The sequence below is a fragment of the Litoribrevibacter euphylliae genome (genome assembly GCF_042646085.1).
GTDB lineage: Bacteria > Pseudomonadota > Gammaproteobacteria > Pseudomonadales > Litoribrevibacteraceae > Litoribrevibacter > Litoribrevibacter euphylliae.
Map to the genome: position 1 here is coordinate 914074 of NZ_JBHRSZ010000004.1, position 25333 is coordinate 939406.

Consider the following 25333-nt stretch of genomic DNA (forward strand, 5'->3'; position numbering starts at 1 on the left):
TCCGGGCGGGATTTGTAACTCTAATAGGTGGTTAGTCTGAGGTCTGGAATGCTTTTGCTCTTCTGCCAATATTCTTCAAATGCAGTAATCTGTTTAGCAATTTCAGCTCTGTTTGAGCTGAGCTCTCCTTGAATAACTCGGGATCTGGCTCGTATGGTCATGTGGCCATCATCTGAAATCATATATTCCCGAAAATCAATTTCGTCATCCGTGGGTACCAGTTTGCGAATACTGATTGATGAGGGGATCTTTTCATAGAGATTTCTTAGGCCATGAGTACCCGAAATCATATCTTTCTCGTCCAGAATTAATGCCTGAATGGATGTGAAGCGGCTTCGACGGCAATGATCGCTAAATATTTTGAGGAGTCGAGGGTCACCAAATACCTCACTTGGAAGGGTTGGGGAGTAAATTCTTATGATTCTTCGAGAGTGATTTGCAATTTGAAGTAATGCTTCTTGATATGACGAGATTCCTTCAAAGTCATGAATCTGGTCAATGTCTTGAATGATTTCCTCATCATAAAAAACAGTTGAATGATGCGCTTTTGGGTCCTCTCTTTTGATTTGATATTTCATCATCTGTGCAGGAAGACCGTGTTCGGTAATTGGTGTGCCTTCGGCTTTAAAACCAAAATGAACATAATAGGGGGCGATACGAGCATCTTCGAGAATGGACAGCTCGTCCAGTGAGGTTTTCGTTTTTGCGTATTTGACTGCCGTTTCAATGAGTTTGTTCTCAACGCCTTTTAGTTGCCACTCAAGAGGAACTTGAGGTCTGGAAATTCGACCGTTGTCCATTAGTCGGCAGCAACCTACTGGGGTATGTTGGTCATCATAAGCTAGAAAGTGGACACATTTACTGTCATAAACATCAAAAGCCTGAGATACAGGAATGCCTTTTTGATAAGCCACCTGGCTTCTTAGGTGCTTTAGTTCTTGGTTACTTGCTTGCCAAGTAGTTTCGTTGACTATGATGTTCAGTGTGATCATAAATGTTGCCTACTTCGTTACGGGCATGTTCAGCGTAAATTTACTCTACGTAAAGCCAATCTTGCTCGTACAGGTGTTTAATAATTTTTATGTTTTCCTTGCTTAGCAGAAGCTTATTATGCTTTTCGATGGAAATGCAACGTTCCTGGCAGAGCAGCATAATAAGTTCGTTCGATGAGCTCTCCGAGTTTACGGGATGACCATTAACGAACAAACTGAGGGCTGGAGAGTCATCATTCTGCACATAAAGGAATCGGGCTTGTTCATTGCGATATAGCGTATCGGAAGATTCAATAATAGCTGACATTTCTTCGGGTGAAATGCCGAAGGTAATTTCATCATTGTTTTCTTCATACTTTGGTTGGGACATAAAGCCAGCGAACCATTCTTTGATTGATTCTTTATCCTGTACCGCATGTTGAATAATAGATTGGAGTTGATTAATAGTTGCATCGCTGATCAAGCCAGGATTATCTAATGATTCTGAATTAGAATCGGTAAATCTTAGGTCTGGGCTTAATTTATCTGCAATGTAACCGGCAAAGCCTTCTACGATTTCGCCATAGGAAGGGGCTCTAAAACCAACAGAGTAGGTTTGGCATGGGGTAGCTGCTACCCCAAAATGCGGAACTCTTGGTGGTATATAAAGGATGTCGCCAGGCTTGGTATGGAATTCCTGTGTGTGATCGAATTCAGCCAAAATATGAAGCGGTGTGTCGGTTCTGAATTCTGTCTCTTTGGTGCATGGCTCACCTATTTGCCAGATGCGTTCACCTTCGGCCTGAATCAGAAACACATCGTACTGATCATAGTGGGGGCCAACACTGCCGCCTGGTACCGCAAAACTGATCATTAAGTCATCTAGACGCCAATTAGGGATGAAGTTGAAGTCATTGAGCAGGTGACTGGCTTCAGGAATAACCTGATCTACCGCTTGGACCAATAAAGTCCAGCCTTTTGCTGGTAAATTGGCAAACGTATCATCATTGAAAGGGCCGTTATGTAGCTCCCAGGGATGGTTTGGGCCATTTTCAAAAATAAGTCGAGATTCTATGTTTTCTTCACAAGATAGTCCGGCGAGCTCATCAGCACTCAGTACAGGTTGAAAATCTTCAAATGCATTAGGGATGAACAGAGGCTTTTTCTGCCAATACTCTTTCAGAAACTGTTCGGTTGTGATGCCTGCGTTTTTAAAGATGTTCATGGTGTCGTCCTTGTGAGGATATTGCTCTTGGTGCTTTTGAAGCATATAAAAAATAAGGGCCATAAAGAGGCCCTTATTATATTTTCTGACTAATTATAGTTTAGTCAAAGTTTATACATTTTTCGCTTGCTCAATGGCATTGCCGATGTAGCTGGCTGGAGTTAGGTCTATCAATACCTTCTTGGCTTCGGCTGGGATGTCCAATGTCTCAACAAAGGCTTGGATAGCTTGTTGATCAATGGTTTTGCCTCGTGTTAGTTCTTTTAGCTTCTCGTAAGCACCTTCAATGTTATAACGACGCATAACGGTTTGAATTGGCTCGGCCATGACTTCCCAAGAGTTGTCTAAATCTTCTAGAAGGCGAGCAGCGTTTAGCTCAAGCTTGCCAATGCCTTTTAGTGTTGCGCCATAGGCAATCAAGGAATAGCCAAGGCCTACGCCTAGGTTACGAAGCACGGTTGAATCGGTTAAATCGCGCTGCCAGCGAGAGATAGGAAGCTTCGCTGAAAGGTGTTGCATGATTGCATTAGCAATGCCCAAGTTGCCTTCAGAGTTTTCGAAGTCGATAGGGTTTACTTTGTGCGGCATAGTTGAAGAGCCTACTTCACCCGCTACTGCACGTTGCTTGAAGTAACCTAATGAAATGTATGCCCAAATGTCGCGGTCAAAATCGATCAGGATAGTGTTGAAGCGGGCAATTGCATCATAAAGCTCTGCGATGTAGTCATGCGGCTCAATCTGGGTTGTGTACGGGTTCCAGGTTAAGCCTAGGCCTTCAACAAAGCTCTTTGCATGGGCAACCCAGTCAACATCAGGGTAGGCAGATAAGTGTGCGTTGTAGTTACCAACAGCGCCATTAATCTTGCCAAGTAACTTAACGTTTTTAATGGCGTTTAGTTGAAGCTCAAGGCGGGCAACAACGTTGGCCATTTCTTTACCCATGGTTGTTGGTGATGCAGTTTGACCGTGGGTACGAGATAGCATCGGTTGCTCTGCATAGTTATGTGCCAGAGCACGAATGGCATCAATCACTTTGGTCATTTCAGGAATGATGGTTTCCTCAAGACCGCCAGCAAGCATTAACGCGTGAGACAGGTTGTTGATGTCTTCGGAAGTACAAGCAAAATGAACAAACTCAAGAACTTTGTTTAGTTCATCGTTGTCCTTGATGCGTTCTTTGATTAGATATTCAACGGCTTTAACGTCGTGATTTGTTCCGCCTGGGCCAGTTTCAATTTCTTTTACACGGTTAGCCTCAGCTTCAGAAAAGTCTGTAACAAGGGTCTCTAAAAGTGCATTAGCCTGCTCTGAGAAAGGTGCTACTTCTTCAATGGCTGGGTTGTTAGCCAAAGCTTGCAGCCAACGAACTTCAACTTTAACTCGATTGCGGATAAGTCCGTATTCACTGAAGTGGTTGCGCAATGCTTTGGTTTTGCTGCCGTAGCGGCCATCAACCGGTGAAAGAGCTGTTAATGCGTTTAGATTCATTTTAGTTACCGTTTTGTGTTTTCAGTGGCTAGGTTAATGTAGGAATTCTTGGCGCCTGTTATTGATAGTCCATTTTCATCAGGCGTTCACAGGCTTGCTGATATTGCTTTCTGGAGAAAATTAGATGCCATCTTCGGCCGCCAACCTGACGCCATAGAATAGCGGCGCGAACGCCTGCCAATAGAATAGCTCGAATTTTTTCGGCATTAGCAGGGTTTTGAAGGTAGGTTGGGTTTCCGTTTACCTGAATTCTAAATTTCAGCGTACTAATGGTGTCTTTGTAGATGTCAGCCAGGGACTTAATAATATTTTCGTGAGTAATTTCAAAGTGATTTAGCTGATTGTCTAACTTGTCCAAACGTTCTGCAATGACATTGAGGATATCTGTCTGTCTGCGAAGACGGGATTCGATATGAAGCAGTGAAATTGCATATCTCAGGGCATTTGGGGTAATGCCTTGAGATTTTGGTGTCATAAACTCTTTAAGGGCATGAAGCCCTTGTCGCAAGTTTTGTGCATTCGAGCCAAAGACACTCAGTGTGTTTTCCGGTGTTGTGACAGTAAGAGACTTTAAGCTGCTTTCGAGTGAAAATGAATTGCAACTGCCTTGATTAGCAATCTGATCCACCATGTAAGCTGCTTGATATACACCTGCTAAAGCAATGGTTCTGTCTTCAATTGTATGTTTCAAATCTTTATAAACTCACGTATTAGGAAGAAATGAATTTCTGTCTTGTTAATCGTGGTCGAATGTTGATTCGATCACGCCTCCACCGAGACATACTTCGCCATCATAAAATACGACTGATTGACCTGGTGTGACGGCTCTTTGTGCATTATCGAAAACTACTCGATACTTATCATCGTCCATCTTGTATACACGACAAGCTTGATCTGGCTGACGATAGCGCGTTTTTGCCATAAGAGGCTTGTCGTCTTCTGGTGCATTGTTTACCCAGTCTAGTTTACTTGCGATTAAGCCATCGCAAAATAGAAGCGGGTGTTGCTTGCCTTGCACCGCAATCAGTACGTTTCTCTCAAGATCTTTTTCCGCAACATACCAAGGGTCTTCGTTATAGTTGCTTAAACCGCCGATACCTAGCCCTTGGCGTTGACCAAGAGTGTGGTACATCAAACCGTCGTGACGACCGATGATATCACCGTCAGGCGTTTCAATATTACCAGGCTGGGCAGGAATATACTGTTTAAGGAAGTCTTTAAAACGACGTTCGCCAATGAAACAGATTCCGGTACTGTCTTTCTTGTTGTGCGTGATAAGATCGTGTTCTTCTGCAATTCTTCGAACTTCCGGTTTTTCCAATTCGCCAACCGGGAAGAGTGTCTTTGCAATCTTGTCACCGCCAACGGCATGCAGGAAGTAACTTTGATCTTTATTGTTATCTATGCCTTTTACTAAGCAATATTGACCGTCTATTTCTTGGCGACGGCAGTAATGACCGGTAGCAATAAAGTCTGCTCCAAGATGTACGGCATAATCTAGGAAAGCCCGGAATTTAATCTCTTTGTTGCAAAGAATGTCCGGGTTAGGGGTGCGCCCAGCTTTATATTCTTCCAAGAAGTGTTCGAAGACTCGATCCCAATATTCCGAAGCAAAGTTTGCTTTATGAAGTTTGATGCCAAGTTTATCGGCAACGGCTTGAGCATCAGCTAGGTCGTCCATTGCTGTGCAATATTCAGTACCGTCGTCTTCTTCCCAGTTCTTCATAAACAAGCCTTCAACTTCATAGCCTTGCTGTTGAAGAAGAAGGGCAGAAACTGAAGAATCGACTCCGCCTGACATGCCTACAATAACTTTCATGGACTTTCCTGAGAGGTAATTAAATATGTTCGAAGATAAGTTCTAGTGGTTGATGAGGGCGATTGAGGTAATCTTCAATGCACTTCAACACAATGGGGCTTCTCATTAGTTCAGGTTGGGCTTTAATTTCGTCTAATGAAAGCCAGCATGCTTCAATAATGCCATCATCTAATGTGGCTTGTTCGTCCTGCTCAAGGATTGAGCCTACAAAACAGTATCTGTGGTAGGTGACTCCATTCGTGGGTGCTTTGTAGATATACATGCCGACAAATGAATCTACAGATACTTTATAGCCAGTTTCTTCGTAGGTTTCTCGGATTGCGGCATCCAGAACAGATTCATCTGCCTCAATATGACCCGCAGGTTGGTTGAAGACCTCTTTCCCATTTGAGATTTCTTTAACTAATAGAAATTTGCCGTTTCTTTCGACGATAGTGGCAACTGTTCCGTGGGGAGTCCAAACCATGCTTATAACCAGAGTAAAAAATAGGGGGCTATTCTAGGATAAATTAGCTCATCTGTTAAATTTTCTTGGGCTTTTCTTGTCTGATTTGCTTCTTTTGCTTCGGTTATGGCTAAAAGTTTGCCGCTTATTTGTTGGTGTGTTGGACGGTTTGCTTCTCTTTGGGGGCTCAACTTCGATGAGAGTATGCTCGCCATTGGTGATGTTTTCGATATTCCAAGGGCCGATCGAGTAACGGATTAATCGTAAAGTGGGGAATCCAACATGAGCAGTCATGCGGCGTACCTGACGATTTCTGCCTTCGGAAATGGTAAGTTCGATCCAGCTGGTAGGGATGTTTTTGCGTTCTCTTATGGGGGGGGCGCGATCCCATAAATTGTTTGGTGTGTCTATTCGTTTAGCTTTTGCCTGTTTTGTTGGGCCGTCTTTCAGGGTGATGCCGTTTCTTAATTGCTCAAGCGCTTCGTCTGTAACCTCGCCCTCAACTTGAGCCCAATAGGTTTTTGGCATTTTATTCTTGGGGTGTGCAATTTTGTGCTGAAGTGGACCGTCACAAGTGAGAAGAAGTAATCCTTCTGAGTCGTAGTCCAATCTTCCGGCTGCATAAAACCCTTCGTGCGTAATAAAGTCAGCAAGCGTTTTGCGTCCTTCATTGTCGGTAAACTGAGACAAAACATTGAATGGCTTGTTGAATAGTATGAGGTTTTTCATGAATTCCGTAGGAGTGATGCTTTGAGGTTTTGTATTTTAACGGATTATGCTGGTAATTGGCTAAACTCAAATGTAAGAGAGGGGTGTGATGTGATTGAAAGTTATAGAGGTATTTAGGTTTGATAAAAGTTTTTACGAATCCCAATGGTTTCATTGTGGCGAATATCCGGAATTTATTGGCACTCGAAGGTATTCAGACGGAGATTCGTAATGAGTTTGCAGTTGGAGCTACAGGTGAGCTGGCTTATGTGGATGTGTGGCCTGAGTTGTGGGTGGCGGATTGGTGTGAGGAAAAAGCGAGGCAGCTTATTTCTGCGTTTGGATCTGAAGAAATATCAGGTGTGTGGTGTTGCTGTTCTTGTCGAGAGGAGAATGAAGCGGCCTTTGACTTGTGTTGGCAGTGTGGTGAGGACAGAGCGAGTTGGTAATCGTGTAAAGTTTGGGTTTCTTTGTGGGAGTAAATTTACGGAAACAAAAAAGCCAGCAAGAATTACTGCTGGCTTTTTTGATGTAGCTAGAAGGATTACATGTTCGGGTAGTTTGGACCGCCTGTACCTTCTGGAGCAACCCAAGTGATGTTCTGGCTTGGGTCTTTAATGTCACACGTTTTACAGTGAACGCAGTTCTGAGCGTTGATTTGGAACTTGTCAGAACCGTCTTCTTCGTTCTTAACGATCTCATATACACCAGCAGGGCAGTAGCGTTGTGCTGGTTCAGCGTACATAGGAAGGTTTTGCTGAAGAGGAATGTTAGGGTCGGTTAGCTGTAAGTGTACAGGCTGATCTTCTTCATGGTTTGTATTCGATAGGAATACGGAAGAAAGACGATCAAAGCTGATTACACCATCAGGCTTCGGATAGTTGATTTCTTTACTTTCAGAAGCAGGTTTAAGCTGCTCGTGATCAGGCTTAGGATCTTGAAGGGTAAATGGAAGTTTACCGCCGAAGATGTTCTGATCAATGAAAGTGAATGCACCGCCACCCCATAGGCCGAATTTGTGCATTGCAGGGCCGAAGTTACGAGCCTTATACAAGTCTTCATGTAACCAGCTTGATTCAAACTTGGCTTTGAATTCAGTGATCTCGTCGTTTGCACGGCCGGCTTTAAGCGCTTCGAAAATAGATTCAGCGGCTAGCATGCCTGATTTCATTGCAGTGTGAGAGCCTTTAATCTTCGCTGCGTTCAATGTGCCAGCATCACAACCTACAAGAAGGCCGCCTGGGAATGTCATTTTAGGAAGTGCTTGAAGGCCGCCTTTAGCAATTGCACGTGCACCGTAAGAAACACGCTTGCCACCTTCAAGGTATTGCTTGATTACCGGGTGATGCTTGTAGCGTTGGAATTCTTCGAATGGGCTCATGTATGGGTTGCTGTAGCTCAGGTCTACAATCAAACCAACAACAACTTGGTTGTTTTCGATGTGGTAAAGGAATGAACCACCGCCGGTACCGTCTTCTAGAGGCCAGCCTGCAGTGTGAACAACCAAACCTTCTTCATGTTTGGCAGGGTCGATATCCCAAAGCTCTTTAATGCCGATACCGTAGTGTTGTGGGCCTTTGCCTTCATTTAGGTTGAAGTCATTGATTAGGCGCTTACCTAGGTGTCCACGGCAGCCTTCTGCAAAGACGGTGTACTTAGCACGCAGTTCCATGCCTGGCATGAAACCGTCTTTTTGCTCGCCGTCCATGCCGATGCCCATGTCACCAGTAATGATGCCTTGAACTTCGCCATTGTCGCCTTTAATGATTTCTTGCGCTGCGAAACCAGGGAAGATTTCTACACCTAGCTCTTCAGCTTGCTCACTTAACCAGCGACATACGTTACCGAGGCTGACAATGTAGTTGCCTTCATTGTGCATTGGTTTAGGGATGAATGGTGCAGGTGTCTTGATCGCTTTTTCTTCGCCAGTAAGAACGTAAATGTCATCACGAATTACAGGTGTGTTAAGAGGGGCGCCTTTTTCTTTCCAGTCCGGAATTAGCTCGTTAAGTGCTCTTGGTTCAAAAACAGCACCGGAGAGGATGTGTGCACCGACTTCGGAGCCTTTTTCTACTACACAAACTGTAAGTTCTTGCTCAGCTTCATTCGCTTGTTGCATTAGTCGAATCGCTGTAGATAGGCCAGAAGGGCCTGCACCAACGATTACAACGTCGAACTCCATTGAATCTCTTTCCACTTCCACGTCTCTTCTCCTCACGCTGATTGAACACGTGTATTTTCAAGTTGCTGCGCTTTTAAATGTAAGAGTAGTTGCATGAATCCGTGCCTTATATAAGGTGGTTTCGTGCCGCACAGCAAAATTCGAACTACCGTTTAAAACGGGTGCATTATAAATAACTATTTGGTAAATCGCCAATTTCTCACAACTATTTATTTTCTGTATATAAAGTTTCTTTTGAAAACTGGTTAAAACTAAAGCAGTTTGTCTATAATTTCGCCAGTTCAGAAGAGGCTTTTGATAGCTGTTACCTGAAATGGACAGTTTGTCTTGACCTTAACTTCATTTGGGGCCACTATATGGCCGCTTTTTTGTTACTAAATGTGAACACTTAGCTACTGGCTTGTGAGTCACAATGTAACATTCTGGGATACTGGCATGGGTTTTTTAAGTAAAGCCGAAATTGAGTTTTTGCCAGTACGAATACACCCATTGATCTGAAACGAGGAATCTATGAAGGTTCTTGTTGCTGTTAAGCGCGTAATTGACTACAACGTCAAAGTTCGTGTTAAGCCAGATAACACTGATGTTGATTTGGCTAACGTTAAGATGGCTATGAACCCTTTCTGTGAAATCGCTGTAGAAGAAGCGGTTCGCTTAAAAGAGAAAGGTGTTGCTAGTGAAATCGTAGTGGTTTCTATCGGTGATAAAAAGAGTGAAGAGCAGATTCGTACTGCGCTAGCTCTTGGTGCTGACCGTGGCATCTTGGTAGAAACTGATGAAAATGTTTCATCTTTAACTGCTGCGAAAATCCTTAAGGGTATCGTAGACAAAGAAGAGCCAAGCATTGTTCTTCTTGGTAAGCAGTCTATTGATTCTGACAACAACCAAACTGGCCAAATGTTGGCAGCTCTAGCAGGCATGCCGCAAGGTACTTTTGCTTCTGAAGTTGTTGTAGATGGCGATAAAGTTAACGTTACTCGTGAAATCGATGGCGGTCTTCAGACTGTTGCATTGAACCTTCCTGCGGTTGTAACTACGGACTTGCGTTTGAACGAACCTCGTTACGCTAAGCTTCCTGATATCATGAAGGCTAAGCGTAAGCCTCTTGATAAAACTACTCCTGCTGATCTAGGCGTAGAAGTAGCTTCTAAAGTAGCGACTCTTAAAGTTGAGGCTCCTGCTGAGCGTTCTGCTGGCGTTAAAGTGGGCAGCGTTGAAGAGCTTGTTGAAAAACTTAAGAACGAAGCGAAGGTACTATAATGAGCACTCTAGTTATTGCAGAACACAATAACAGCGCACTAGCTCCTGTTACTCGCAACGTAGTAGCGGCTGCTAAAGCAATCGGTAACGAGATCACTGTTCTTGTAGCTGGTGCTGGCTGTGGCGCTGTAGCTGAAGAAGCGGCTAAAGTTGAAGGTGTGGCTAAAGTTCTAGTTGCAGACAACGCTGCTTACGCTAACCAATTGGCTGAAAACCTAGGTCTTCTAGTTACTGATCTTGGTAAAGGTTTCACTCACATCCTTGCTGCTGCAACTACAACTGGTAAGAACTTTCTACCACGCGTTGCTGCTGCTCTTGATGTTGAGCAAATCTCTGACATTATCCGTGTTGATAGCGCTGACACTTTTGCTCGTCCTATCTACGCTGGTAACGCGATCGCTACTGTTCAGTCTTCTGACGCAGTTAAAGTAATCACTGTTCGTGGTACTGCTTTCGACGCAGTTGCTGCTGAAGGTGGTTCTGCTTCTGTTGAAGCTATTGACGCTGCTCACGATGCTGGTAACTCTAGCTTCGTAGGTGAAGAATTGGCTAAGTCTGACCGTCCTGAACTAACTGCAGCTGACGTAGTTATCTCTGGTGGTCGTGGTATGCAAAATGGCGACAACTTCGAGTTGTTGTACAAAGTTGCAGACAAAATCGGCGCAGCAGTGGGTGCATCTCGTGCAGCTGTTGATGCTGGCTTCGTACCTAACGATATGCAAGTTGGTCAAACTGGTAAAATCGTTGCACCACAGCTTTATGTTGCTGTTGGTATCTCAGGTGCTATCCAGCACTTGGCTGGTATGAAAGACTCTAAAGTGATCGTTGCAATCAACAAAGACGAAGAAGCACCTATCTTTAGCGTTGCTGATTACGGCTTGGTTGCTGATCTATTCGAAGCTGTTCCAGAACTTGAAAAACTTGTATAAGTTTTAAAGTTTTTAGCTTTGAGAAAAACCCGCTTCGGCGGGTTTTTTGTTGTTTGAATGGGTTAAACTTAGTACATGGATATAGTCATTGCGTTTTGCGCCAGTTTCATTGTTTTATGTGCGTTGGGGTTGGCAATCATTATTAGTCGTAAGAGTTTCAAGCGAGTCGATGAGGCCTATTTTACGGATTGTCTGACTCGCTGTTCTCAGGGCATGATTACGAGTGATGAATGGTTAGTTTTTTTATCATTGCCAATAAAGCATGATCCTTGGCTTGAGGGGCTTAAAATGGAGCTGCTGGATATCAATGAAGAGTATGGCGTTAGAACTGTAAAAGTTGGTCAGTTGCCATATATGTTGATGGAAGAACAGGGCATTCAATGCATTCAAGCCATTTTGGAGAGAATTTCAGAACGCCCGTATAAAGACTTTTAGTTGGACTTATAAATCCGTTTTTAACTGCTTACTAGTCAAATGCGGTTTCAATCAAGCGGTCATCTTTAATTCGTTGTCTGAACTCATTAAGGTTTTCACTGAAGTTCAGGATGTTGAATTTATCCTGAAGCCATTGGCCTATCACATTATCGTCAGAGATTAAGTGCGCAATTTGCATGTGCAGACATCTGATCTTAGTAAAATCCTCAATTCCACCGATGCCTCTCTTCTGGGTAAATAGATCCAGAATGCCTAAGCCCGATAAAAACGCTTTATCTTCATCAGTTAAGCAGTTGTTTCGAATCTGCTGGTAACGTTTCTGGTCTTCAAGGAAAGCTTTGGCTAGGGGCTTGGATTGTTCAATTAATAATTCCAAAGGTTTTACTAAGCGTTGCGACTCCAAAAAATTTACTTTCTCTATAAGTAGAGGGCTGCACAACCAGAAGTGAGTAGGAAAGGGGGTTTTATCTACAACGCATTTCATTTTAAGAGCGGTTGGTGTGTTGTCTGGTGCGCGTGAAGATACTGAAATAATACCTCTGGGTATTCGGCCGAGTGCCTTTTCAATAAATTCTATGTCTTCGGGGGTTAATACGTCTGGAGAATTCATGGAGTTCTGTCTTTTACTTAATAAAAAGTAAGCTATTTTAGGGGCTGAACAATTTTTATGATAGAGTTATCAGCTTTATAAATTTACAGTAACAAACCAAGGTTTAATCTAATGTCTCGTACAACTAAAGAAGCACTCGATACGGCGCACAACAAAGTTAGCTACGGAATTGGTCGCCAAATGGGGACTCAATTAAAAGGAAATGATTTCAAAGGTATCGATATTGAGCTGGTAATGGCTGGTTTGGCGGATGCTTATGAAGGCGTAGAAGACTTGGTTGGTGTGGAAGAGATGAGCAAAGCTTACTCTGAAATCCAGGCTCAAATTCAAAAAGAAGTTGCAGTTGAAGCTGAAGCAAACCTTCAGATTGGTAAAGACTTCCTAGAAAGCAATAAATCAAAAGGTGGCATTAAAGTTACAGAGAGTGGCTTACAGTATGAAGTGATTGAAGAAGGTAAAGGTGAAATACCTGAAAGCACTTCACGTGTTAAAACTCATTACCATGGTACGTTCATCGACGGTAATGTATTTGATAGTTCTGTTGAGCGTGGTGAGCCGGCAACGTTCCCGGTTAATGGTGTCATTCGCGGTTGGACTGAAGCTTTAACTATGATGCCTGTTGGTTCTAAGTGGAAGTTGTACATTCCTTCAGAGTTAGCTTATGGCTCTCAAGGCGCTTCAGGAGCTATCCCTCCTAACACGGCTTTGATTTTTGAAATTGAGTTGCTAGAAATCGTTTAATTCTTTGCTTGTTATCTCTGATAGAGCCCACACATGCTATGTGTTGTGGGCTCTTTCACGTTTTTCTCCTTTCTTTGTGAATTTCCCGGAGTACAATGCGGCTAGATGCTGTCTTAGGTCTTGTTGCTCTTATACTCAGGAAAATTATGAAACGTTTTACTTCCATTTTATCTGTCTGTTTTCTTTCGTTTACACTATCAGGCTTTGCGCATTCGGCCAGTAAGGCTGAAATTGATGCCAAATCCTATGCTTCTGTGACAATTCTAAAAAATGAAGTGCCTGGTGCCTCTGAGTTGATCGAAAAAGCGTATGCCATGTTGGTCTTTCCTGAGGTCTATGGTGGCGGTTTCGGAATTGGTGGTGAGTACGGCGAAGGTAAGATGTATGTCGAAGATTATACCTACGGCTACTACAACCTGGTTTCCGCAAGCTTCGGGTTTCAAATGGGTGCTCAAGTGAAATCTGAAGCGATCTTATTTATGACCAAAGAAGCGTTCGATCAGTTTACGCGTATCGATGGCTGGGAAGCGGGTGTAGATGGTAGTATTGCTTTGGCTGAATTTGGTGCTGCTGGTAGCTTGGATACCAATGTGATACAGGAACCGATCGTTGCATTTATCTTTTCTAACAAGGGTTTGATGTATAACTTGTCTTTGGAAGGTACAAAAATCTCGAAAATTTCGAAGTAGATCTTGGAATATGTAAAAGGGGCGTGAGCCCCTTTTTAGTTTGAACAGTTACACTTTAAATTGAGCAGTAAGTTCGCTCAGTTCATTGGCAAAGTCAGAGAGTTGCGTTGCAAGTTGAGTAACTTGGTCAGCAACTTCAAGGTTCTCGTTACTGGCTTCCTCAGCTCGTACTACGTTTTCATTCATTTCATCGATGGCCTGGCTTTGTTCTTCTGTTGCTGTGGCTACCTGGAAGTTCATGTCCGTAATTTGTTCAACGGCTTCTCGAATGGTCACGAGTGCCGTTCCAGCCTTATCAACTGACTCTACGGTTTGGTTGGTGGATTCTTGCCCTTTATTGATGGCATCTACCGCTTTGCGAGAGCCTGATTGTAGTTGTTCGATCATTTTCTGAATTTCATCTGTGGAGTCTGCCGTCTTCTGTGCAAGACTGCGAACTTCATCAGCAACTACCGCAAAACCTCGGCCTTGTTCGCCGGCACGTGCAGCTTCAATAGCAGCGTTGAGGGCCAGAAGGTTGGTTTGTTCTGAAATACCTCGAATCACATTAAGAATGCCGCCAATTGATTCCGATTGCTGGCTTAATTCATGGATGACCTGAGCGGCATTAGTCATTTCTTCAGATAGACTCTGAATCTGGCTGATTGAATCCTTAACGATGCTGTGGCCTTCTTCAACATTACTGTTAGCGTCTTTGGCAAGATCGGCAGCGTTGTTTGCATTTTGGGCAATCTCTTGAATAGTTGAGTTCATTTCAGAAATCGCGGCAGCCAGGGATTCAATGCTCATGCGTTGAGTGCTGGTTTGTTCAAGACTGTACTGAGATTGGTGATGAATATCTTCAGATAGTGACAGTACGCCGTTCGACTTTTGAATGACCTGCTGAATGATGTCTTGCAGTTTAACTACAAATGCATTGAAGCCGGTTCCAACCTTGCCAACTTCATCTTGAGAGTTCACTTTAATGCGTTTTGTGAGATCGCCTTCGCCAGACCCAATGTCTTCAAGCAGCTTAGCGGTGATGGCCAATGGTTTAACGGTTTGTTTGATCAGAAGCATGATGGCGATAATAGACAGCGCAATTAAAGTGGCTGTAATTAAAAGGGTGGTTAATGCGGATTTGTTTAAGCTTTCATAGAGTTCTGATTCGGGAACTACGGCTAAAAGGTAGTAATCCAGTTCAGAAATATAGTCTGATGAAAGAATGTAGTTATCGCCTTCAAAGCTGCCTTGTACAGCGTTAAAGGATTTCCCACCGATCAGTTCATTGCTGAAGTCGCTGAATAGATCGAGCTCTTTGACGTTCTTGCCAATGAGCTTTTCTTTCGGGTGAATGATGATTTTACCTTCGTTATTTACCAGGGTGACATAGCCTGTTTTCTCAAGGGTGTAGTTTTTAACGAGTTGACTTAGTTCATCTACATTCAGCCCTAGACCTGCGGCACCTTTACCGCCGGCTACTCGATAGTTCATAAACAAGGTTAAAGGGCCACTGCCCTCAAAATAGTCCAGGCTTAGATCTCGTTTGTTTCCAGAGTTAAGAAATCCGTAAAACCAGCCGTCGTTAGCGTTTGAACGGCTGACTTGTTTTAAAACACCTTTTTCTGTGTAGTAATTGCTTGTTTCGTTAGAGACATAGAAAACTACGCTGGCACCAGAGGATTGCTTCACTTGTTGAAAGTATTTCAGAATTTGGGGTTGAAAGGATTCTGGTTCGCCTTGAGAGATCCAGCTCTCTAAGAAATAGCTTTCAGACACAAGCTTTGCGCTGGTAATCGGGGCGGTAATTTCCGCAGTAATTGATTGTGAAACACTGGCCAGAGCTGCGGGAAGTTCCTGTCCTAAAAGCCGGTCATTCATAATTCCTTTCATAAATGAATTGTTGATGAATGCACTGATCAGCATCGCTAAGATGAATGCGATGGATGTGAACAGTGAGAGCTTCTTCTGTAATGACAATTTATTAAACACGGTTTACCCCTAAGCTTGTGACTCTTGTTGAGTATAGATCGGCTGACGCGGCTTGAGGCTTTAGTTCTTAGCGGTTTTTTGTCTCAGAAATTTAAATGAGTGCAACTCTGCTTTTGTCATACTCATGGCAGCAGTTGGATGAGTAATTGAATCAGCCATTGTAATTCTGGTTCGTTGTCTCGTGAAATATGGCTGAATAAATGGATGTCGATGGGTGGCGATTCAATAGGGAAGTTGTGTAGGGCAAGCTCCGAACGCTGTTGAAGCAATAGTTCACCATAGCTTTCCGGCATGGTTAATAAAAGCTCTGTGCATTCAACTACGCGGCTAGCGGCAAAGTAATGCTGGCAGCGTAAGGCAATGTCTCTGCTTAGACCGTATCGGTTTAATTCAAAATCTTCAAAAGTTGACCCTGAACTACGATATGAAGCCACAGCATGTCGTTCTTTTAGGTAGGTTTCGAGATCTAATACCGTTTTGATTCTTGGGTGTGTTTTGCTGGCTAAAACACATAGGGATTCGGAAATGACATGTTGTCTGCTTATCCGATCACTAACAGGTTGTGCAACATCAACAATGAGATCAAGAGCGCCTATTGAAAGATCGTGTTCCATAGTCTGTCGATCATGGCGAAGGCTGATCACAGAAATATTCGGTGCTTCTGATTCTAGTTTGGCAAGCAGTGGGGGTAAACAAGTGGACTCCAGTACATCTCGCAGTCCTACCTTGAATTGAATTTTTGCTGCTTTGGGGTTGAAACTTCTTGTTGAAACTAACGTGTTACTGAGTGTGTTGAGTGCGGTACTGATTTCAGGATGGAGTCGTGTGGCCAGAGGAGTTGGGATCATTTTATGGCCTTGACGCACAAATAGTGGGTCATCAAAAGAGTCTCTCAACTTAGATAAAGAGTGGCTTATAGCTGGTTGAGTTATAAAGAGTTTTTCAGCTGCTTTGGTTAGATTTCCTTCCGTGTAGATCGCTTCAAATACGGTGTAGAGGTTCAAATCTATTCGTTGCGACATACTCGTTTTCCAATATTCAGTGATGGCTAGATCAATAAACTGTATCTGTTCAATGCAGATTTTTAATAAATGGTGTTTATAGTTCTTGATTATAACTATTCATTGGATTGATTAAAAAGTGCTGCTTACTATAAATCCATCTTATTTCTACAGCCCAGAGCGATGTGCTCGGCTAGCCCACTACGAGGAAGCATGATGGATTTTTCAGCGTCTCCACAAGGTCAGGAAGTTTTAGATCGTTTGAAACGCTTTATGAAGGAAGAGGTTTTTCCGGTTGAAGATGAGTATTTCAAAGAGTTAAAGCGTCAGGAAAACCCATGGGTGGTTTTACCTGTGATTAATGAATTAAAAGCCAAAGCGAAAGAACAAGGGCTATGGAACTTGTTTCTGCCAAAGTCGGAGTATGGCGCTGGTATCAGTAACGCAGATTATGCATTGATGGCGGAAGAAATGGGTCGAAGCTTCATGGCGCCAGAACTTTTCAATTGTAATGCGCCTGATACCGGAAATATGGAGGTCTTGGTTCATTATGGTTCGGAAGAGCAAAAACAAGAGTGGTTGTTGCCTTTGTTAGCGGGTGAGATTCGTTCTGCGTTTTGTATGACTGAGCCTGGTGTTGCTTCCTCAGATGCCACCAACATGGAAGCGACGGCCATCATTGAAGGTGATGAAGTCGTTTTGAATGGCCGGAAGTGGTGGAGTACTGGTATTGGTCATCCCGACTGCAAAGTGCTTATCTTTATGGGGTTAACCTATCCGGATGGGCCGAAGCATGCAAAACACTCTATGGTGTTGGTACCTAAAGACACACCAGGTGTAAAAGTTGAACGTATGCTACCAGTGTTTGGTGAATTGGATGAGCCTTATGGCCATGGTGAAGTGAGTTTCACTAATGTGCGCCTTCCTAAGTCTGCCATTATTGCAGGACCGGGTCGTGGTTTTGAAATTGCACAAGGGCGATTGGGTCCAGGACGAGTTCATCACTGTATGAGAGCGATTGGTGCCGCTGAGCGCGCTTTGGATCTTTTGATTGCAAGAGCAACCACTCGAGAAGCCTTTGGCAAGCCGATTGCCAACTTAGGTGGTAATCGAGACATCATTGCTAATGCCCGTATTGCTATTGAACAGGCTCGTTTATTAACTCTGAAAACCGCTTGGCTACTTGATACCAAAGGTATTCTTGGGGCTATGAGTGAAGTTTCTCAAATCAAGGTGGTTGTTCCAAATATGCTTCAAACGATAGTCGATCAAGCCATTCAGATTCATGGTGGTGCCGGTGTCAGTGAAGATTTCCCGTTAACTTCAATGTTTGCTTACGCGCGTTGCTTACGCTTGGCAGATGGGCCAGATGAAGTGCATCGCGGTTTGGTTGCGAAGCTGGAATTAATGAAACACAAGTAGTTGATGAACAAAAAGAAGTAGATCAATTCAGCTTTAACGATAAAAACGAGAAAGGATTAGGACGGATATGAAAACAGCCATTATTACTGGTGGTGCCAGTGGCTTAGGTTTAGCGATGGCGCATGAATTTGCTCGTCATGGTTATGCGATTTGCATTGCAGATATTCAAGAGAAGCAAGGTCAAGAGGTTGCTCGTGAGTTACAAGCCAATGGTACTGCTGCCTTCTTCTTTAAATTGAATGTGACTCAAGAGTCGGAGTGGTTGGCATTGAAAGACGAAGCTCTGAAGCAATGGGGCAAAGTCGATGTTGTCATTAATAACGCAGGTGTTGCTGCTGCCGGGTTAATTGAAGATCAGTCGGTTGAAGACTGGAAGTGGTTGCTAGACATCAATGTTCTTGGTGTTGCGCTTGGCTGCAAAACTTTTACGCCACTAATGAAAGCAAGAGACTCCGGTTATTTGATCAATGTAGCGTCCATGGCTGGTTTACTTCATGCACCAAGCATGTCGTCCTACAACGTGTCTAAAGCCGGTGTGGTCGCACTTTCAGAAACGCTCAAGGTTGAATTAAGTAGCTGGAACATTGGTGTGTCAGTGGTTTGTCCTGCCTTTTTCCAGACCAACTTAACCAATACCATGAGAACCAGTATCCCTGGGGTGACTAAAACCATTAATCGCTGGATGGAAAGCTCGTCGATAAGCGCTGAAGATGTTGCTAAAGCGGTGTACCAAGGTATGGCATCCAACCGCTTCTACGTGCTTACACATACTAAAGAGAAACTGTTGTGGTGGTTAAAGCGCGTGAGCCCTGAGCTTCTTCATTCGTTGATCAGTAGAACAACTGGTAAACAGGTTCGGAGAATCATGGAAAAGGTCGGTGAGGATAAAGCGCAAGCAGAAAAGGTGGTTTCATGACAGTAAGTGCAGCAGAACAAACGGCAGAAACACTGATTGATCAGGCAACCGATATTCGTGAAGGCGAAACATTAGATCTGAATGCTCTGGTGCCTTATCTGAAATCACAACTTCCTGAACTGGAGGGGATTCCAAAAGTTCGCCAGTTCCCTGGTGGTGCATCGAATCTAACCTATTTGCTGCAATATTCGGGTAAAGATCTAATTCTGCGACGTCCACCGTTTGGCACCATTGCTAAATCTGCGCACGATATGATTCGTGAGGCACAAGTCATTCAGTCACTCAAACCTGTTTATCCTTATGTACCGGAGGTTCAGGTTATCTGTGAAGACCATTCTGTGATTGGTTGTGACTTTTACGTGATGGAGCGTCTAGTCGGGATTATTCCTCGACAAGACCTACCAAAGGGGTTGAATCTAACCGAAGGGGATACCCGTAAGCTCTGTATGAATGTGGTTGATAAGTTAATCGAGTTACATTCTATTGATCCTGTTACCTCAGATCTAACGTCTCTGGGTAAAGGTGAAGGTTATGTGAAGCGCCAAATTTCAGGATGGTCTGATCGTTACCGTAAAGCCATCACTGATAATGCCTCTGGCTTCGAAGGGGTCATGAAGTGGCTTGATGAAAAGCAGCCGAAAGACATAGCTAATCGAGTGATTCATAACGATTACCGCTTCGATAATGTGGTATTGAATCCGGATAATCCTTTCGAAGTGATCGGTGTTCTTGATTGGGAGATGGCTACATTGGGCGATCCTTTGATGGATTTAGGTAATTCGCTTGCCTATTGGATCGAAGCGGACGATGACCCTCAAATGCAATTTATGCGACGTCAGCCGACACACCTAAAAGGCATGATGACGCGAAAAGAAGTCGTGGACTATTACATGGATAAGACCGGGTTTTCGGTGCCGTGCTTCGATTTCTACGAGATCTACGGTTTGTTCCGGTTGGCGGTGATAATTCAACAGATTTATTACCGCTATCATCACGGACAAACTCAAGACAAGCGCTTTGCTAATTTCATTCATGCTGCCAATTATCTTGAACAACGCTGCATGAAACTGATTGAAAAAAGCCAACTGTAACTACCTTAAAGGGGGTATCCCTTATGGCTGAAATATTCTTGGTACGCCATGGTCAGGCTTCGTTTGGTGCCGAAGATTATGATCAGTTGTCCGATTTAGGAAAAACTCAGTGCAAGCGGTTGGGTCAGTTCATGAGTAACTTTGCTCAGGATGCCTTGTTGGTTGCAGGTAGCTTAAGGCGTCATTACCAGTCGATGGAATCCTTTGAAGAAGGGTATGGCGGATCGTGTGAAAAGTTACCCATGCAATTGGCAGAGCTTGATGAGTTTGATCATGAAAATGTCTTGCATGTGGCCTATCCGCACTTTAAAGATCGTGCCGTGATGGTGGCGGAGCTGGCGAAAAGTGATTATCCAAGGAAACGGTTTCATCAGTTTTTTCAAGAATCAGTGATGCGGTGGATCTCTGGTGAGTATGACGATACTTATCGTGAAAGTTGGCCAGACTTTAAGCAACGTATTGAGCAGGGTTTGAATAGTATCAGAGCACTTACTCGTGATGAAAGGAACCGTGGTCGACCTTTGATTGTGTTCACATCTGGTGGGCCAATCTCAACCATTGTTCGTCATGCAATGGGATTGGACGATCGTGCAACGTTTTCATTGAACGAGAACCTAGCGAACTCAGGTGTGACCCGTTTATTGTCATCAGAAGATAGAATTAGTGTTTCATATATTAATAATTACAGTCACTTACAGTTAGAACCTAATCTTATTTCTTATAGGTAGCTTGGGTCAGTAAGTGGAGCAGGAGAAAAGTATGTCGGATTTATTTAACTTGTCAGGAAAAGTGGCATTGGTTACTGGCGCCAGTCGAGGCATCGGTGAAAGTATCGCAAAAGCATTGGCATCTGCAGGCGCGCATGTGATCGTGTCCAGTCGAAAGTTGGATGGTTGCCAGCCTGTGGTCGATCAGATTGTAGGCGCCGGCGGTAGTGCTGAAGCTATGGCTTGTCATATTGGCGATATGGATCAGATCACCAGTATATTTTCCGTCATTAAAGAAAAACACGGTAAGCTAGATATTCTGATTAACAATGCTGCAACCAATCCGTATTTCGGTCATATTTTGGATACGGATCTTTCGGTGTTCCAGAAAACCGTTGACGTAAATATCCGTGGATATTTCTTTATGTCGACCGAAGCTGGTAAGTTGATGAAGGAGCAGGGCAAAGGTGCAATCGTTAATGTGGCCTCTGTTAATGGTGTGATTCCTGGTCACATGCAAGGCATTTATTCGATTACTAAAGCATCGGTAATATCCATGACTAAAGCGTTTGCGAAAGAGTGCGCGCCGCTGGGTATTCGTGTGAATGCACTGCTTCCAGGATTGACCGATACCAAGTTTGCATCAGCGATCACAACGAATCCTGGAATTATGAAAATGGCGTTGGAACACGTACCGATGAAACGTTCTGCGGAGCCGGATGAAATGGCGGGTGCCGTATTGTTCTTGGCATCAGATGCAGGAAGCTATACTACAGGTGCTTGTTTAAACGTTGATGGTGGGTATTTAACTGTCTAAACTGTGATCGACTAATCACCCGTTGTTGTTTTTCGACGGGTGTTATTGTTTCTGCTAAACAATTACTAAAAAGAATAATTATAAAGGCAAGGGAATGACCATTCTGATTTATGGCGCTTATGGATACAGTGGTCGTCTGATTACGGAAGAAGCTTGTAAGCAAGGCTTAGATGTTCAGATCGCTGGGCGCAACGAGTCCAAATTAGCACCAATTGCTTCTCAATTTAATCTTAAACATCACGCCGTTTCTCTTGACGATGGGATTGCACTTCGCGCTCTTTTAAAGACGGTCCAACTCGTTATTCATTGTGCAGGTCCATTTTCGGCAACTGCCAAACCTATGATCGAAGCCTGTATCGAAACAGGCACACATTATCTTGATATCACTGGGGAAGTGAGCGTGTTTGAATATGTTCATAGTTCCGAGGTGGATCGCAGAGCTACAGAAGCGGGTATTATTCTGTGCCCTGGGGTTGGGTTTGATGTTATTCCAACGGATTGCGTCGCAAGTAAGCTCAAAGAAGTGCTTCCAGATGCAGAGCAATTAATATTAGCTTTTGCAGGCGGAAATGCGCTTAGCCCTGGAACTGCCAAGACGATGGTTGAGTCCTTTGGAGTTGGTTTGCAAGTCAGGCAAGACGGCAAAATTATTACGGTACCTTTTCGTGAAAAAGACATTGATTTTGGCAGTGGCGAAAAGTCTTGCATGGCCATCAGTTGGGGTGATGTCAGTACGGCTTATCACTCAACGGGCATTCCCAATATCGATGTTTACGTGCCGGCTTCCTCAAACGTTATCCGAGGAATGAAACTGTTGCGAGGTGCTCGTTGGTTGTTTAAGCCTAAATTTGCTCAAAAGCTACTACAATCTAAGATTGAGCATCGTGTTGAAGGTCCATCTGCTAACGTTCGAAGTGCTAATCCTTCCAGTATTTACGGTGAAGCAGTCAATGCGCGTGGTAAGCGCATTCAGGCACGACTTAAAACACTGAATGGTTATGATGTAACTAAATATGGCGCCATAGAGGTAGCAAAACGAATTCTTAATGAAGGATCTGGCCGTCGGGGCAGTATCACACCAAGTTTGTTGTGTGGAAACTCGTTGGCCTCAGAAATTCCTGGCAGTAGTCCAATTGAAATCTATGAATCCTGAGATCTTCAGGGTCTGTTAGACAAGGAGTGTTGTTTGTATGCGTATTTCCGTCGCGTTGCTTTTGTTGGTTGCGTTGGGTGTTGGTTATCTTGGTTTTTGGCCAATTCCCATGGATGCAATGGCTTGGCAAGCAGAAGAAGACCGTGGTTACACCGGCGACTTTCAAATAAATAACTCACTCTCGTCGTTAGAAATAATCTCGCTGAATGGCGAAGAAGGGCCGGAAGACTACGCAGTTGATGCAAATGGTCAGGTCTATTTTTCTTTATTGAGTGGAAAAATTATGCGTATAACCGCGAATGATCAAATGGAGCTGTTTGCTGAAACCGGTGGCAGGCCGCTCGGTTTAGAGTTTTCCCCCTCAGGCGATTTAATTGTAGCGGATGCGTATAAAGGCTTACTTTCTGTTTCACCGGAAGGGGCTGTAAGTGTGCTAACTGATTCTGTTATGGGTAGTAAGATTCGTTATGCGGATGATGTAGATATAACCGCCACAGGCGATATTTACTTTAGTGACGCATCGACCAAATTTTCAGCTGAAGAATATGGCACTTATGCTGCGAGCCTTCTCGACATTATGGAGCACGGCGGTAATGGTCGAGTGCTTTTCTATTCTCCAGAGACAAAAGAGACACGAGTCATTTTATCCGGGCTGAATTTCCCAAATGGCATTGCCGTTACTCATGATCAAGACGCGATTTTAATTAATGAAACGGGGACTTACAGTATTCTAAAGTTCTGGATTACTGGAGAGAAGCAGGGGCAGCACGAAGTTTTGCTTAGTAATCTACCTGGCTTTCCCGACAATATTAATAGAGGCCATGACGACATTTATTGGTTAGGCTTGGTCAGCCCTCGTAGCAAGGCCTTAGATATTCTTGCACCGTTTCCGTTAGTGCGTGAAATGGTACAACGACTGCCTCCAGCGTTGAGACCCAAGGCAAAACACTATGGTCATGTTGTAGCGATCGATGATTTTGGTAATGTCATTAAGAGTCTTCAAGATCCAGAAGATACCTTCAGCTTTACTACAGGCGCGGCAGAAAGTGGCCCATGGCTATATTTGAGTAGCCTCCATGAGAAACGAATTGCAAGAGTTGATAGATCAAAGTTCTAAGACTGTTTTGGATGTGTTCTTGGGTATTTCTGACTCATGAGAAGTTATTAGTAATACCTTGAATGCAATTTGTTTCAATATTTGTGCTCTGGTTACCAAACGTAATCGTCATAACTTGGTATTATTTTTGTATAAGAAATAAGCAATGCAGAAAGTTAATATTGAGTATAGATATGACGCCTCCAACACAGACGTTAGGGAAAGTATTTCAAACAAGCCTTTGGTGCTTAATCGCTGTCACCGTTGTAAGTATGTTGTTCACTTTATAGGTGAACCGCTTATCCAGCTTCTGTAACAATTTATTGCAAAAGCGGCCCTATGTACTTTACTAAGGTTATCTCATAAAGGTTTTTGTGGGTGGCAACAATAATTGGTTCATGAGTATCTAGATAGAGGAATCTGTTTAGCCTCAGGTATTAAACAAGCGTCGTTATATAACGTTTTAAATTGATGTTATAAATTAACTTAGTGGCAAGTTACGATAGCTGGGAACTTAATTATGTGAGGGGGTATTTAGCAATCCCTTAGACTGCAGTAAGTATGTTAAGTGTCTTTTATTATTGCAGAGATTACACCGTTAAGGTAACCAGCTGTTAAGAGAAAAGGGGTGGCGAAAGCTGCTCCTTTTCTATTTGGCCGTTTACAAAGTGTCCAAACTTATATGATACAACGTTGCTAAATGATTCCCATCTCTAGGCTTGCAGCAAAGGCTTGGGATAGCTCTTCACATTGATCTACAAAACCCTCTTGCCAGTCCCCACGGCAAATTAACGGCTCTTGCACCCAGCGCCACTTTAACCCTGTTAATATGGTTTTTAGCGCTCTTTCTGTACCAGTTCCGTCGTGTCCTGCCCGAATCACCGCTACCACCGGAGTACCTTGTTTCTCTTCGAGACACGGGTAGTAATTACGATCAAAGAAATCTTTCATTCCGCCACTCATATAGCCAAGATTTTCAGTAGTGAAGAGCAGAATAGCATCGGCTTTTAAGGTCTCTGCTGGTTGGCAGCTTAATGCAGGGACAGCAGAAATATTTACGTCTTCAATAACTTCGCTAGCTGCACGCTGCATTGCTTCCACCAATTTCTGAGTGTTAGGTGAGGGCGCATGATAGACTATCAGCAGGGTTTTACTCATCATCCCATACCCATCTTAGTGGCTCACCGAAATCGTCGTAAATTAGCTTTCTCTTTGGCTGTTTTGATCCCTGACTTTTTTTAGCCGGTGGTTTAGATTTCTTCTTTCGAGAATCAATCGCAGCAACCACATCATTTACATAGCTACGTGGTTCTTTATTGCCATCGAAGATAATCGTCTCTTGAGCTTTGAGTGGCCCGCCTTGAACACCAGATACACCCTGAGCAACTTCGAGGATTTCTCCTCCGTCATGGGCATATTGCCCCATTTCTTGATCGAGCATCTTGCGTAACTGGGCTTTGGTCGGCTTACGTTTCATAGCTAACGACTTGTTGAATCTGGAAAAATGAACAGCCAATAAGAATACCATGAATTCAGCTTAGATCATCAAGGGAATCTCTCTAGAGGAAGCCCAGATAAATGGGCTTCCAGTTAATTTTGCTCTATTTGTATTGGTTCATTTACTTCGATCCATTTAAATCTAAATAATGGCGCGCAG

General features: G+C 43.6%; 26 protein-coding genes. 13 read left to right on the forward strand and 13 right to left on the reverse strand.

The annotated features are described in order from the left end of the window. Positions 1 to 20: 20 nt before the first annotated feature. The 7 genes from ACFOEK_RS11670 to ACFOEK_RS11700 are packed head-to-tail and all read right to left on the reverse strand — an operon-like array spanning position 21 to position 6677. A complete protein-coding gene (locus ACFOEK_RS11670) occupies positions 21 to 992 on the reverse strand; it encodes a GNAT family N-acetyltransferase (protein WP_386720915.1) in 972 nt (323 codons plus the stop codon). A 40-nt stretch (positions 993 to 1032) separates the two neighbouring features. Next, complete coding sequence (locus tag ACFOEK_RS11675) at positions 1033 to 2259, reverse strand: JmjC domain-containing protein (RefSeq protein WP_386720918.1); 1227 nt, start codon at positions 2257 to 2259, stop codon at positions 1033 to 1035. 48 nt (positions 2260 to 2307) lie between these two features. After that, positions 2308 to 3684 carry an adenylosuccinate lyase gene (purB, locus tag ACFOEK_RS11680; RefSeq protein ID WP_386720921.1) on the reverse strand — a complete coding sequence of 459 codons (1377 nt, stop codon included), beginning with the start codon at positions 3682 to 3684 and terminating at the stop codon, positions 2308 to 2310. Positions 3685 to 3742: 58 nt separating this feature from the next. Continuing rightward, a complete protein-coding gene (gene hflD, locus ACFOEK_RS11685; protein WP_386720924.1) occupies positions 3743 to 4375 on the reverse strand; it encodes a high frequency lysogenization protein HflD in 633 nt (210 codons plus the stop codon). A gap of 45 nt (positions 4376 to 4420) precedes the next feature. Next, positions 4421 to 5503, reverse strand: a complete 1083-nt coding sequence (gene mnmA, locus ACFOEK_RS11690) for a tRNA 2-thiouridine(34) synthase MnmA (protein ID WP_386720927.1) — start codon at positions 5501 to 5503, stop codon at positions 4421 to 4423. Between the two features lie 19 nt (positions 5504 to 5522). Further along, the gene (locus tag ACFOEK_RS11695; RefSeq protein ID WP_386720930.1) at positions 5523 to 5969 is read right to left on the reverse strand and encodes an NUDIX hydrolase; all 447 of its coding nucleotides are present in this window, start codon (positions 5967 to 5969) and stop codon (positions 5523 to 5525) included. A 48-nt stretch (positions 5970 to 6017) separates the two neighbouring features. Further along, positions 6018 to 6677 carry an rRNA large subunit pseudouridine synthase E gene (locus tag ACFOEK_RS11700; RefSeq protein ID WP_386720933.1) on the reverse strand — a complete coding sequence of 220 codons (660 nt, stop codon included), beginning with the start codon at positions 6675 to 6677 and terminating at the stop codon, positions 6018 to 6020. Positions 6678 to 6796: 119 nt separating this feature from the next. Between ACFOEK_RS11700 and ACFOEK_RS11705 the strand changes: the two genes are divergently transcribed. Beyond that, positions 6797 to 7105 (forward strand): putative signal transducing protein, encoded by a 309-nt coding sequence (locus tag ACFOEK_RS11705; protein WP_386720936.1) that lies wholly within the window; start codon positions 6797 to 6799, stop codon positions 7103 to 7105. A gap of 95 nt (positions 7106 to 7200) precedes the next feature. Here the strand turns inward: ACFOEK_RS11705 and ACFOEK_RS11710 are convergent, their stop codons facing one another. After that, positions 7201 to 8853 carry an electron transfer flavoprotein-ubiquinone oxidoreductase gene (locus tag ACFOEK_RS11710; RefSeq protein WP_386721545.1) on the reverse strand — a complete coding sequence of 551 codons (1653 nt, stop codon included), beginning with the start codon at positions 8851 to 8853 and terminating at the stop codon, positions 7201 to 7203. A gap of 495 nt (positions 8854 to 9348) precedes the next feature. On the opposite strand from ACFOEK_RS11710, the gene ACFOEK_RS11715 reads away from it, so the two are divergent. From ACFOEK_RS11715 to ACFOEK_RS11725, 3 genes are all read left to right on the forward strand, one after another. After that, a complete protein-coding gene (locus ACFOEK_RS11715; protein ID WP_386720939.1) occupies positions 9349 to 10098 on the forward strand; it encodes an electron transfer flavoprotein subunit beta/FixA family protein in 750 nt (249 codons plus the stop codon). Then, positions 10098 to 11027 (forward strand): electron transfer flavoprotein subunit alpha/FixB family protein, encoded by a 930-nt coding sequence (locus ACFOEK_RS11720; protein ID WP_386720942.1) that lies wholly within the window; start codon positions 10098 to 10100, stop codon positions 11025 to 11027. The genes ACFOEK_RS11715 and ACFOEK_RS11720 overlap by 1 nt, the downstream gene beginning before the upstream one ends. 75 nt (positions 11028 to 11102) lie before the next feature. Then, positions 11103 to 11462, forward strand: coding sequence for a hypothetical protein (locus ACFOEK_RS11725; RefSeq protein WP_386720945.1), 360 nt, complete (start codon positions 11103 to 11105; stop codon positions 11460 to 11462). A gap of 31 nt (positions 11463 to 11493) precedes the next feature. Here ACFOEK_RS11725 and ACFOEK_RS11730 read toward each other — a convergent pair whose 3' ends face one another. After that, complete coding sequence (locus ACFOEK_RS11730; RefSeq protein WP_386720948.1) at positions 11494 to 12072, reverse strand: DUF501 domain-containing protein; 579 nt, start codon at positions 12070 to 12072, stop codon at positions 11494 to 11496. Between the two features lie 111 nt (positions 12073 to 12183). Here ACFOEK_RS11730 and ACFOEK_RS11735 point away from each other — a divergent pair, with 111 nt between their 5' ends. Together ACFOEK_RS11735 and ACFOEK_RS11740 are read left to right on the forward strand one after the other, a co-directional pair. Continuing rightward, positions 12184 to 12813 (forward strand): FKBP-type peptidyl-prolyl cis-trans isomerase, encoded by a 630-nt coding sequence (locus tag ACFOEK_RS11735; protein ID WP_386720951.1) that lies wholly within the window; start codon positions 12184 to 12186, stop codon positions 12811 to 12813. 146 nt (positions 12814 to 12959) lie between these two features. Next, positions 12960 to 13502 carry a lipid-binding SYLF domain-containing protein gene (locus ACFOEK_RS11740; protein ID WP_386720954.1) on the forward strand — a complete coding sequence of 181 codons (543 nt, stop codon included), beginning with the start codon at positions 12960 to 12962 and terminating at the stop codon, positions 13500 to 13502. A 48-nt stretch (positions 13503 to 13550) separates the two neighbouring features. Here ACFOEK_RS11740 and ACFOEK_RS11745 read toward each other — a convergent pair whose 3' ends face one another. Continuing rightward, a complete protein-coding gene (locus ACFOEK_RS11745; RefSeq protein WP_386720957.1) occupies positions 13551 to 15473 on the reverse strand; it encodes a methyl-accepting chemotaxis protein in 1923 nt (640 codons plus the stop codon). Positions 15474 to 15595: 122 nt separating this feature from the next. Beyond that, entirely contained in the window at positions 15596 to 16495 is a 900-nt protein-coding gene (locus ACFOEK_RS11750) for a LysR substrate-binding domain-containing protein (RefSeq protein ID WP_386720960.1), read from the reverse strand. Between the two features lie 195 nt (positions 16496 to 16690). Between ACFOEK_RS11750 and ACFOEK_RS11755 the strand changes: the two genes are divergently transcribed. The 7 genes from ACFOEK_RS11755 to ACFOEK_RS11785 all read left to right on the forward strand — a co-directional run bounded on the left by ACFOEK_RS11755 (position 16691) and on the right by ACFOEK_RS11785 (position 23697). After that, positions 16691 to 17896 (forward strand): acyl-CoA dehydrogenase family protein, encoded by a 1206-nt coding sequence (locus ACFOEK_RS11755; protein ID WP_386720963.1) that lies wholly within the window; start codon positions 16691 to 16693, stop codon positions 17894 to 17896. Positions 17897 to 17963: 67 nt separating this feature from the next. Further along, positions 17964 to 18812, forward strand: a complete 849-nt coding sequence (locus ACFOEK_RS11760) for an SDR family oxidoreductase (RefSeq protein ID WP_386720965.1) — start codon at positions 17964 to 17966, stop codon at positions 18810 to 18812. Next, a complete protein-coding gene (locus tag ACFOEK_RS11765; RefSeq protein ID WP_386720968.1) occupies positions 18809 to 19903 on the forward strand; it encodes a phosphotransferase family protein in 1095 nt (364 codons plus the stop codon). The genes ACFOEK_RS11760 and ACFOEK_RS11765 overlap by 4 nt, the downstream gene beginning before the upstream one ends. Positions 19904 to 19926: 23 nt before the next feature. Beyond that, a complete protein-coding gene (locus ACFOEK_RS11770) occupies positions 19927 to 20631 on the forward strand; it encodes a histidine phosphatase family protein (RefSeq protein WP_386720971.1) in 705 nt (234 codons plus the stop codon). A gap of 31 nt (positions 20632 to 20662) precedes the next feature. After that, positions 20663 to 21427: an SDR family oxidoreductase gene (locus ACFOEK_RS11775; RefSeq protein ID WP_386720974.1), complete on the forward strand. Its 765-nt coding sequence runs from the start codon at positions 20663 to 20665 to the stop codon at positions 21425 to 21427. A 94-nt stretch (positions 21428 to 21521) separates the two neighbouring features. Then, positions 21522 to 22580 (forward strand): saccharopine dehydrogenase family protein, encoded by a 1059-nt coding sequence (locus tag ACFOEK_RS11780; RefSeq protein WP_386720977.1) that lies wholly within the window; start codon positions 21522 to 21524, stop codon positions 22578 to 22580. A 37-nt stretch (positions 22581 to 22617) separates the two neighbouring features. After that, the gene (locus tag ACFOEK_RS11785) at positions 22618 to 23697 is read left to right on the forward strand and encodes an SMP-30/gluconolactonase/LRE family protein (protein ID WP_386720980.1); all 1080 of its coding nucleotides are present in this window, start codon (positions 22618 to 22620) and stop codon (positions 23695 to 23697) included. Positions 23698 to 24372: 675 nt separating this feature from the next. On the opposite strand, the gene ACFOEK_RS11790 is transcribed toward ACFOEK_RS11785, so the two are convergent. Both ACFOEK_RS11790 and ACFOEK_RS11795 read right to left on the reverse strand, forming a co-directional pair. Beyond that, a complete protein-coding gene (locus ACFOEK_RS11790; protein WP_386720983.1) occupies positions 24373 to 24837 on the reverse strand; it encodes a flavodoxin family protein in 465 nt (154 codons plus the stop codon). Further along, the gene (locus tag ACFOEK_RS11795) at positions 24827 to 25153 is read right to left on the reverse strand and encodes a hypothetical protein (protein ID WP_386720986.1); all 327 of its coding nucleotides are present in this window, start codon (positions 25151 to 25153) and stop codon (positions 24827 to 24829) included. Before ACFOEK_RS11795 ends, ACFOEK_RS11790 begins: the two co-directional genes overlap by 11 nt. Positions 25154 to 25333 lie beyond the last annotated feature (180 nt).

Coding starts and splice junctions, on each gene's coding strand:
- ACFOEK_RS11670 (WP_386720915.1), bottom strand. CDS start 992: ATGATCACACTGAACATCATAGTCAACGAAACTACTTGGCAAGCAAGT.
- ACFOEK_RS11675 (WP_386720918.1), bottom strand. CDS start 2,259: ATGGCCCTTATTTTTTATATGCTTCAAAAGCACCAAGAGCAATATCCT.
- purB (WP_386720921.1), bottom strand. CDS start 3,684: ATGAATCTAAACGCATTAACAGCTCTTTCACCGGTTGATGGCCGCTAC.
- mnmA (WP_386720927.1), bottom strand. CDS start 5,503: ATGAAAGTTATTGTAGGCATGTCAGGCGGAGTCGATTCTTCAGTTTCT.
- ACFOEK_RS11695 (WP_386720930.1), bottom strand. CDS start 5,969: ATGGTTTGGACTCCCCACGGAACAGTTGCCACTATCGTCGAAAGAAAC.
- ACFOEK_RS11700 (WP_386720933.1), bottom strand. CDS start 6,677: ATGAAAAACCTCATACTATTCAACAAGCCATTCAATGTTTTGTCTCAG.
- ACFOEK_RS11715 (WP_386720939.1), top strand. CDS start 9,349: ATGAAGGTTCTTGTTGCTGTTAAGCGCGTAATTGACTACAACGTCAAA.
- ACFOEK_RS11720 (WP_386720942.1), top strand. CDS start 10,098: ATGAGCACTCTAGTTATTGCAGAACACAATAACAGCGCACTAGCTCCT.
- ACFOEK_RS11725 (WP_386720945.1), top strand. CDS start 11,103: ATGGATATAGTCATTGCGTTTTGCGCCAGTTTCATTGTTTTATGTGCG.
- ACFOEK_RS11730 (WP_386720948.1), bottom strand. CDS start 12,072: ATGAATTCTCCAGACGTATTAACCCCCGAAGACATAGAATTTATTGAA.
- ACFOEK_RS11735 (WP_386720951.1), top strand. CDS start 12,184: ATGTCTCGTACAACTAAAGAAGCACTCGATACGGCGCACAACAAAGTT.
- ACFOEK_RS11740 (WP_386720954.1), top strand. CDS start 12,960: ATGAAACGTTTTACTTCCATTTTATCTGTCTGTTTTCTTTCGTTTACA.
- ACFOEK_RS11750 (WP_386720960.1), bottom strand. CDS start 16,495: ATGTCGCAACGAATAGATTTGAACCTCTACACCGTATTTGAAGCGATC.
- ACFOEK_RS11755 (WP_386720963.1), top strand. CDS start 16,691: ATGGATTTTTCAGCGTCTCCACAAGGTCAGGAAGTTTTAGATCGTTTG.
- ACFOEK_RS11760 (WP_386720965.1), top strand. CDS start 17,964: ATGAAAACAGCCATTATTACTGGTGGTGCCAGTGGCTTAGGTTTAGCG.
- ACFOEK_RS11765 (WP_386720968.1), top strand. CDS start 18,809: ATGACAGTAAGTGCAGCAGAACAAACGGCAGAAACACTGATTGATCAG.
- ACFOEK_RS11770 (WP_386720971.1), top strand. CDS start 19,927: ATGGCTGAAATATTCTTGGTACGCCATGGTCAGGCTTCGTTTGGTGCC.
- ACFOEK_RS11775 (WP_386720974.1), top strand. CDS start 20,663: ATGTCGGATTTATTTAACTTGTCAGGAAAAGTGGCATTGGTTACTGGC.
- ACFOEK_RS11780 (WP_386720977.1), top strand. CDS start 21,522: ATGACCATTCTGATTTATGGCGCTTATGGATACAGTGGTCGTCTGATT.
- ACFOEK_RS11785 (WP_386720980.1), top strand. CDS start 22,618: ATGCGTATTTCCGTCGCGTTGCTTTTGTTGGTTGCGTTGGGTGTTGGT.
- ACFOEK_RS11790 (WP_386720983.1), bottom strand. CDS start 24,837: ATGATGAGTAAAACCCTGCTGATAGTCTATCATGCGCCCTCACCTAAC.
- ACFOEK_RS11795 (WP_386720986.1), bottom strand. CDS start 25,153: ATGAAACGTAAGCCGACCAAAGCCCAGTTACGCAAGATGCTCGATCAA.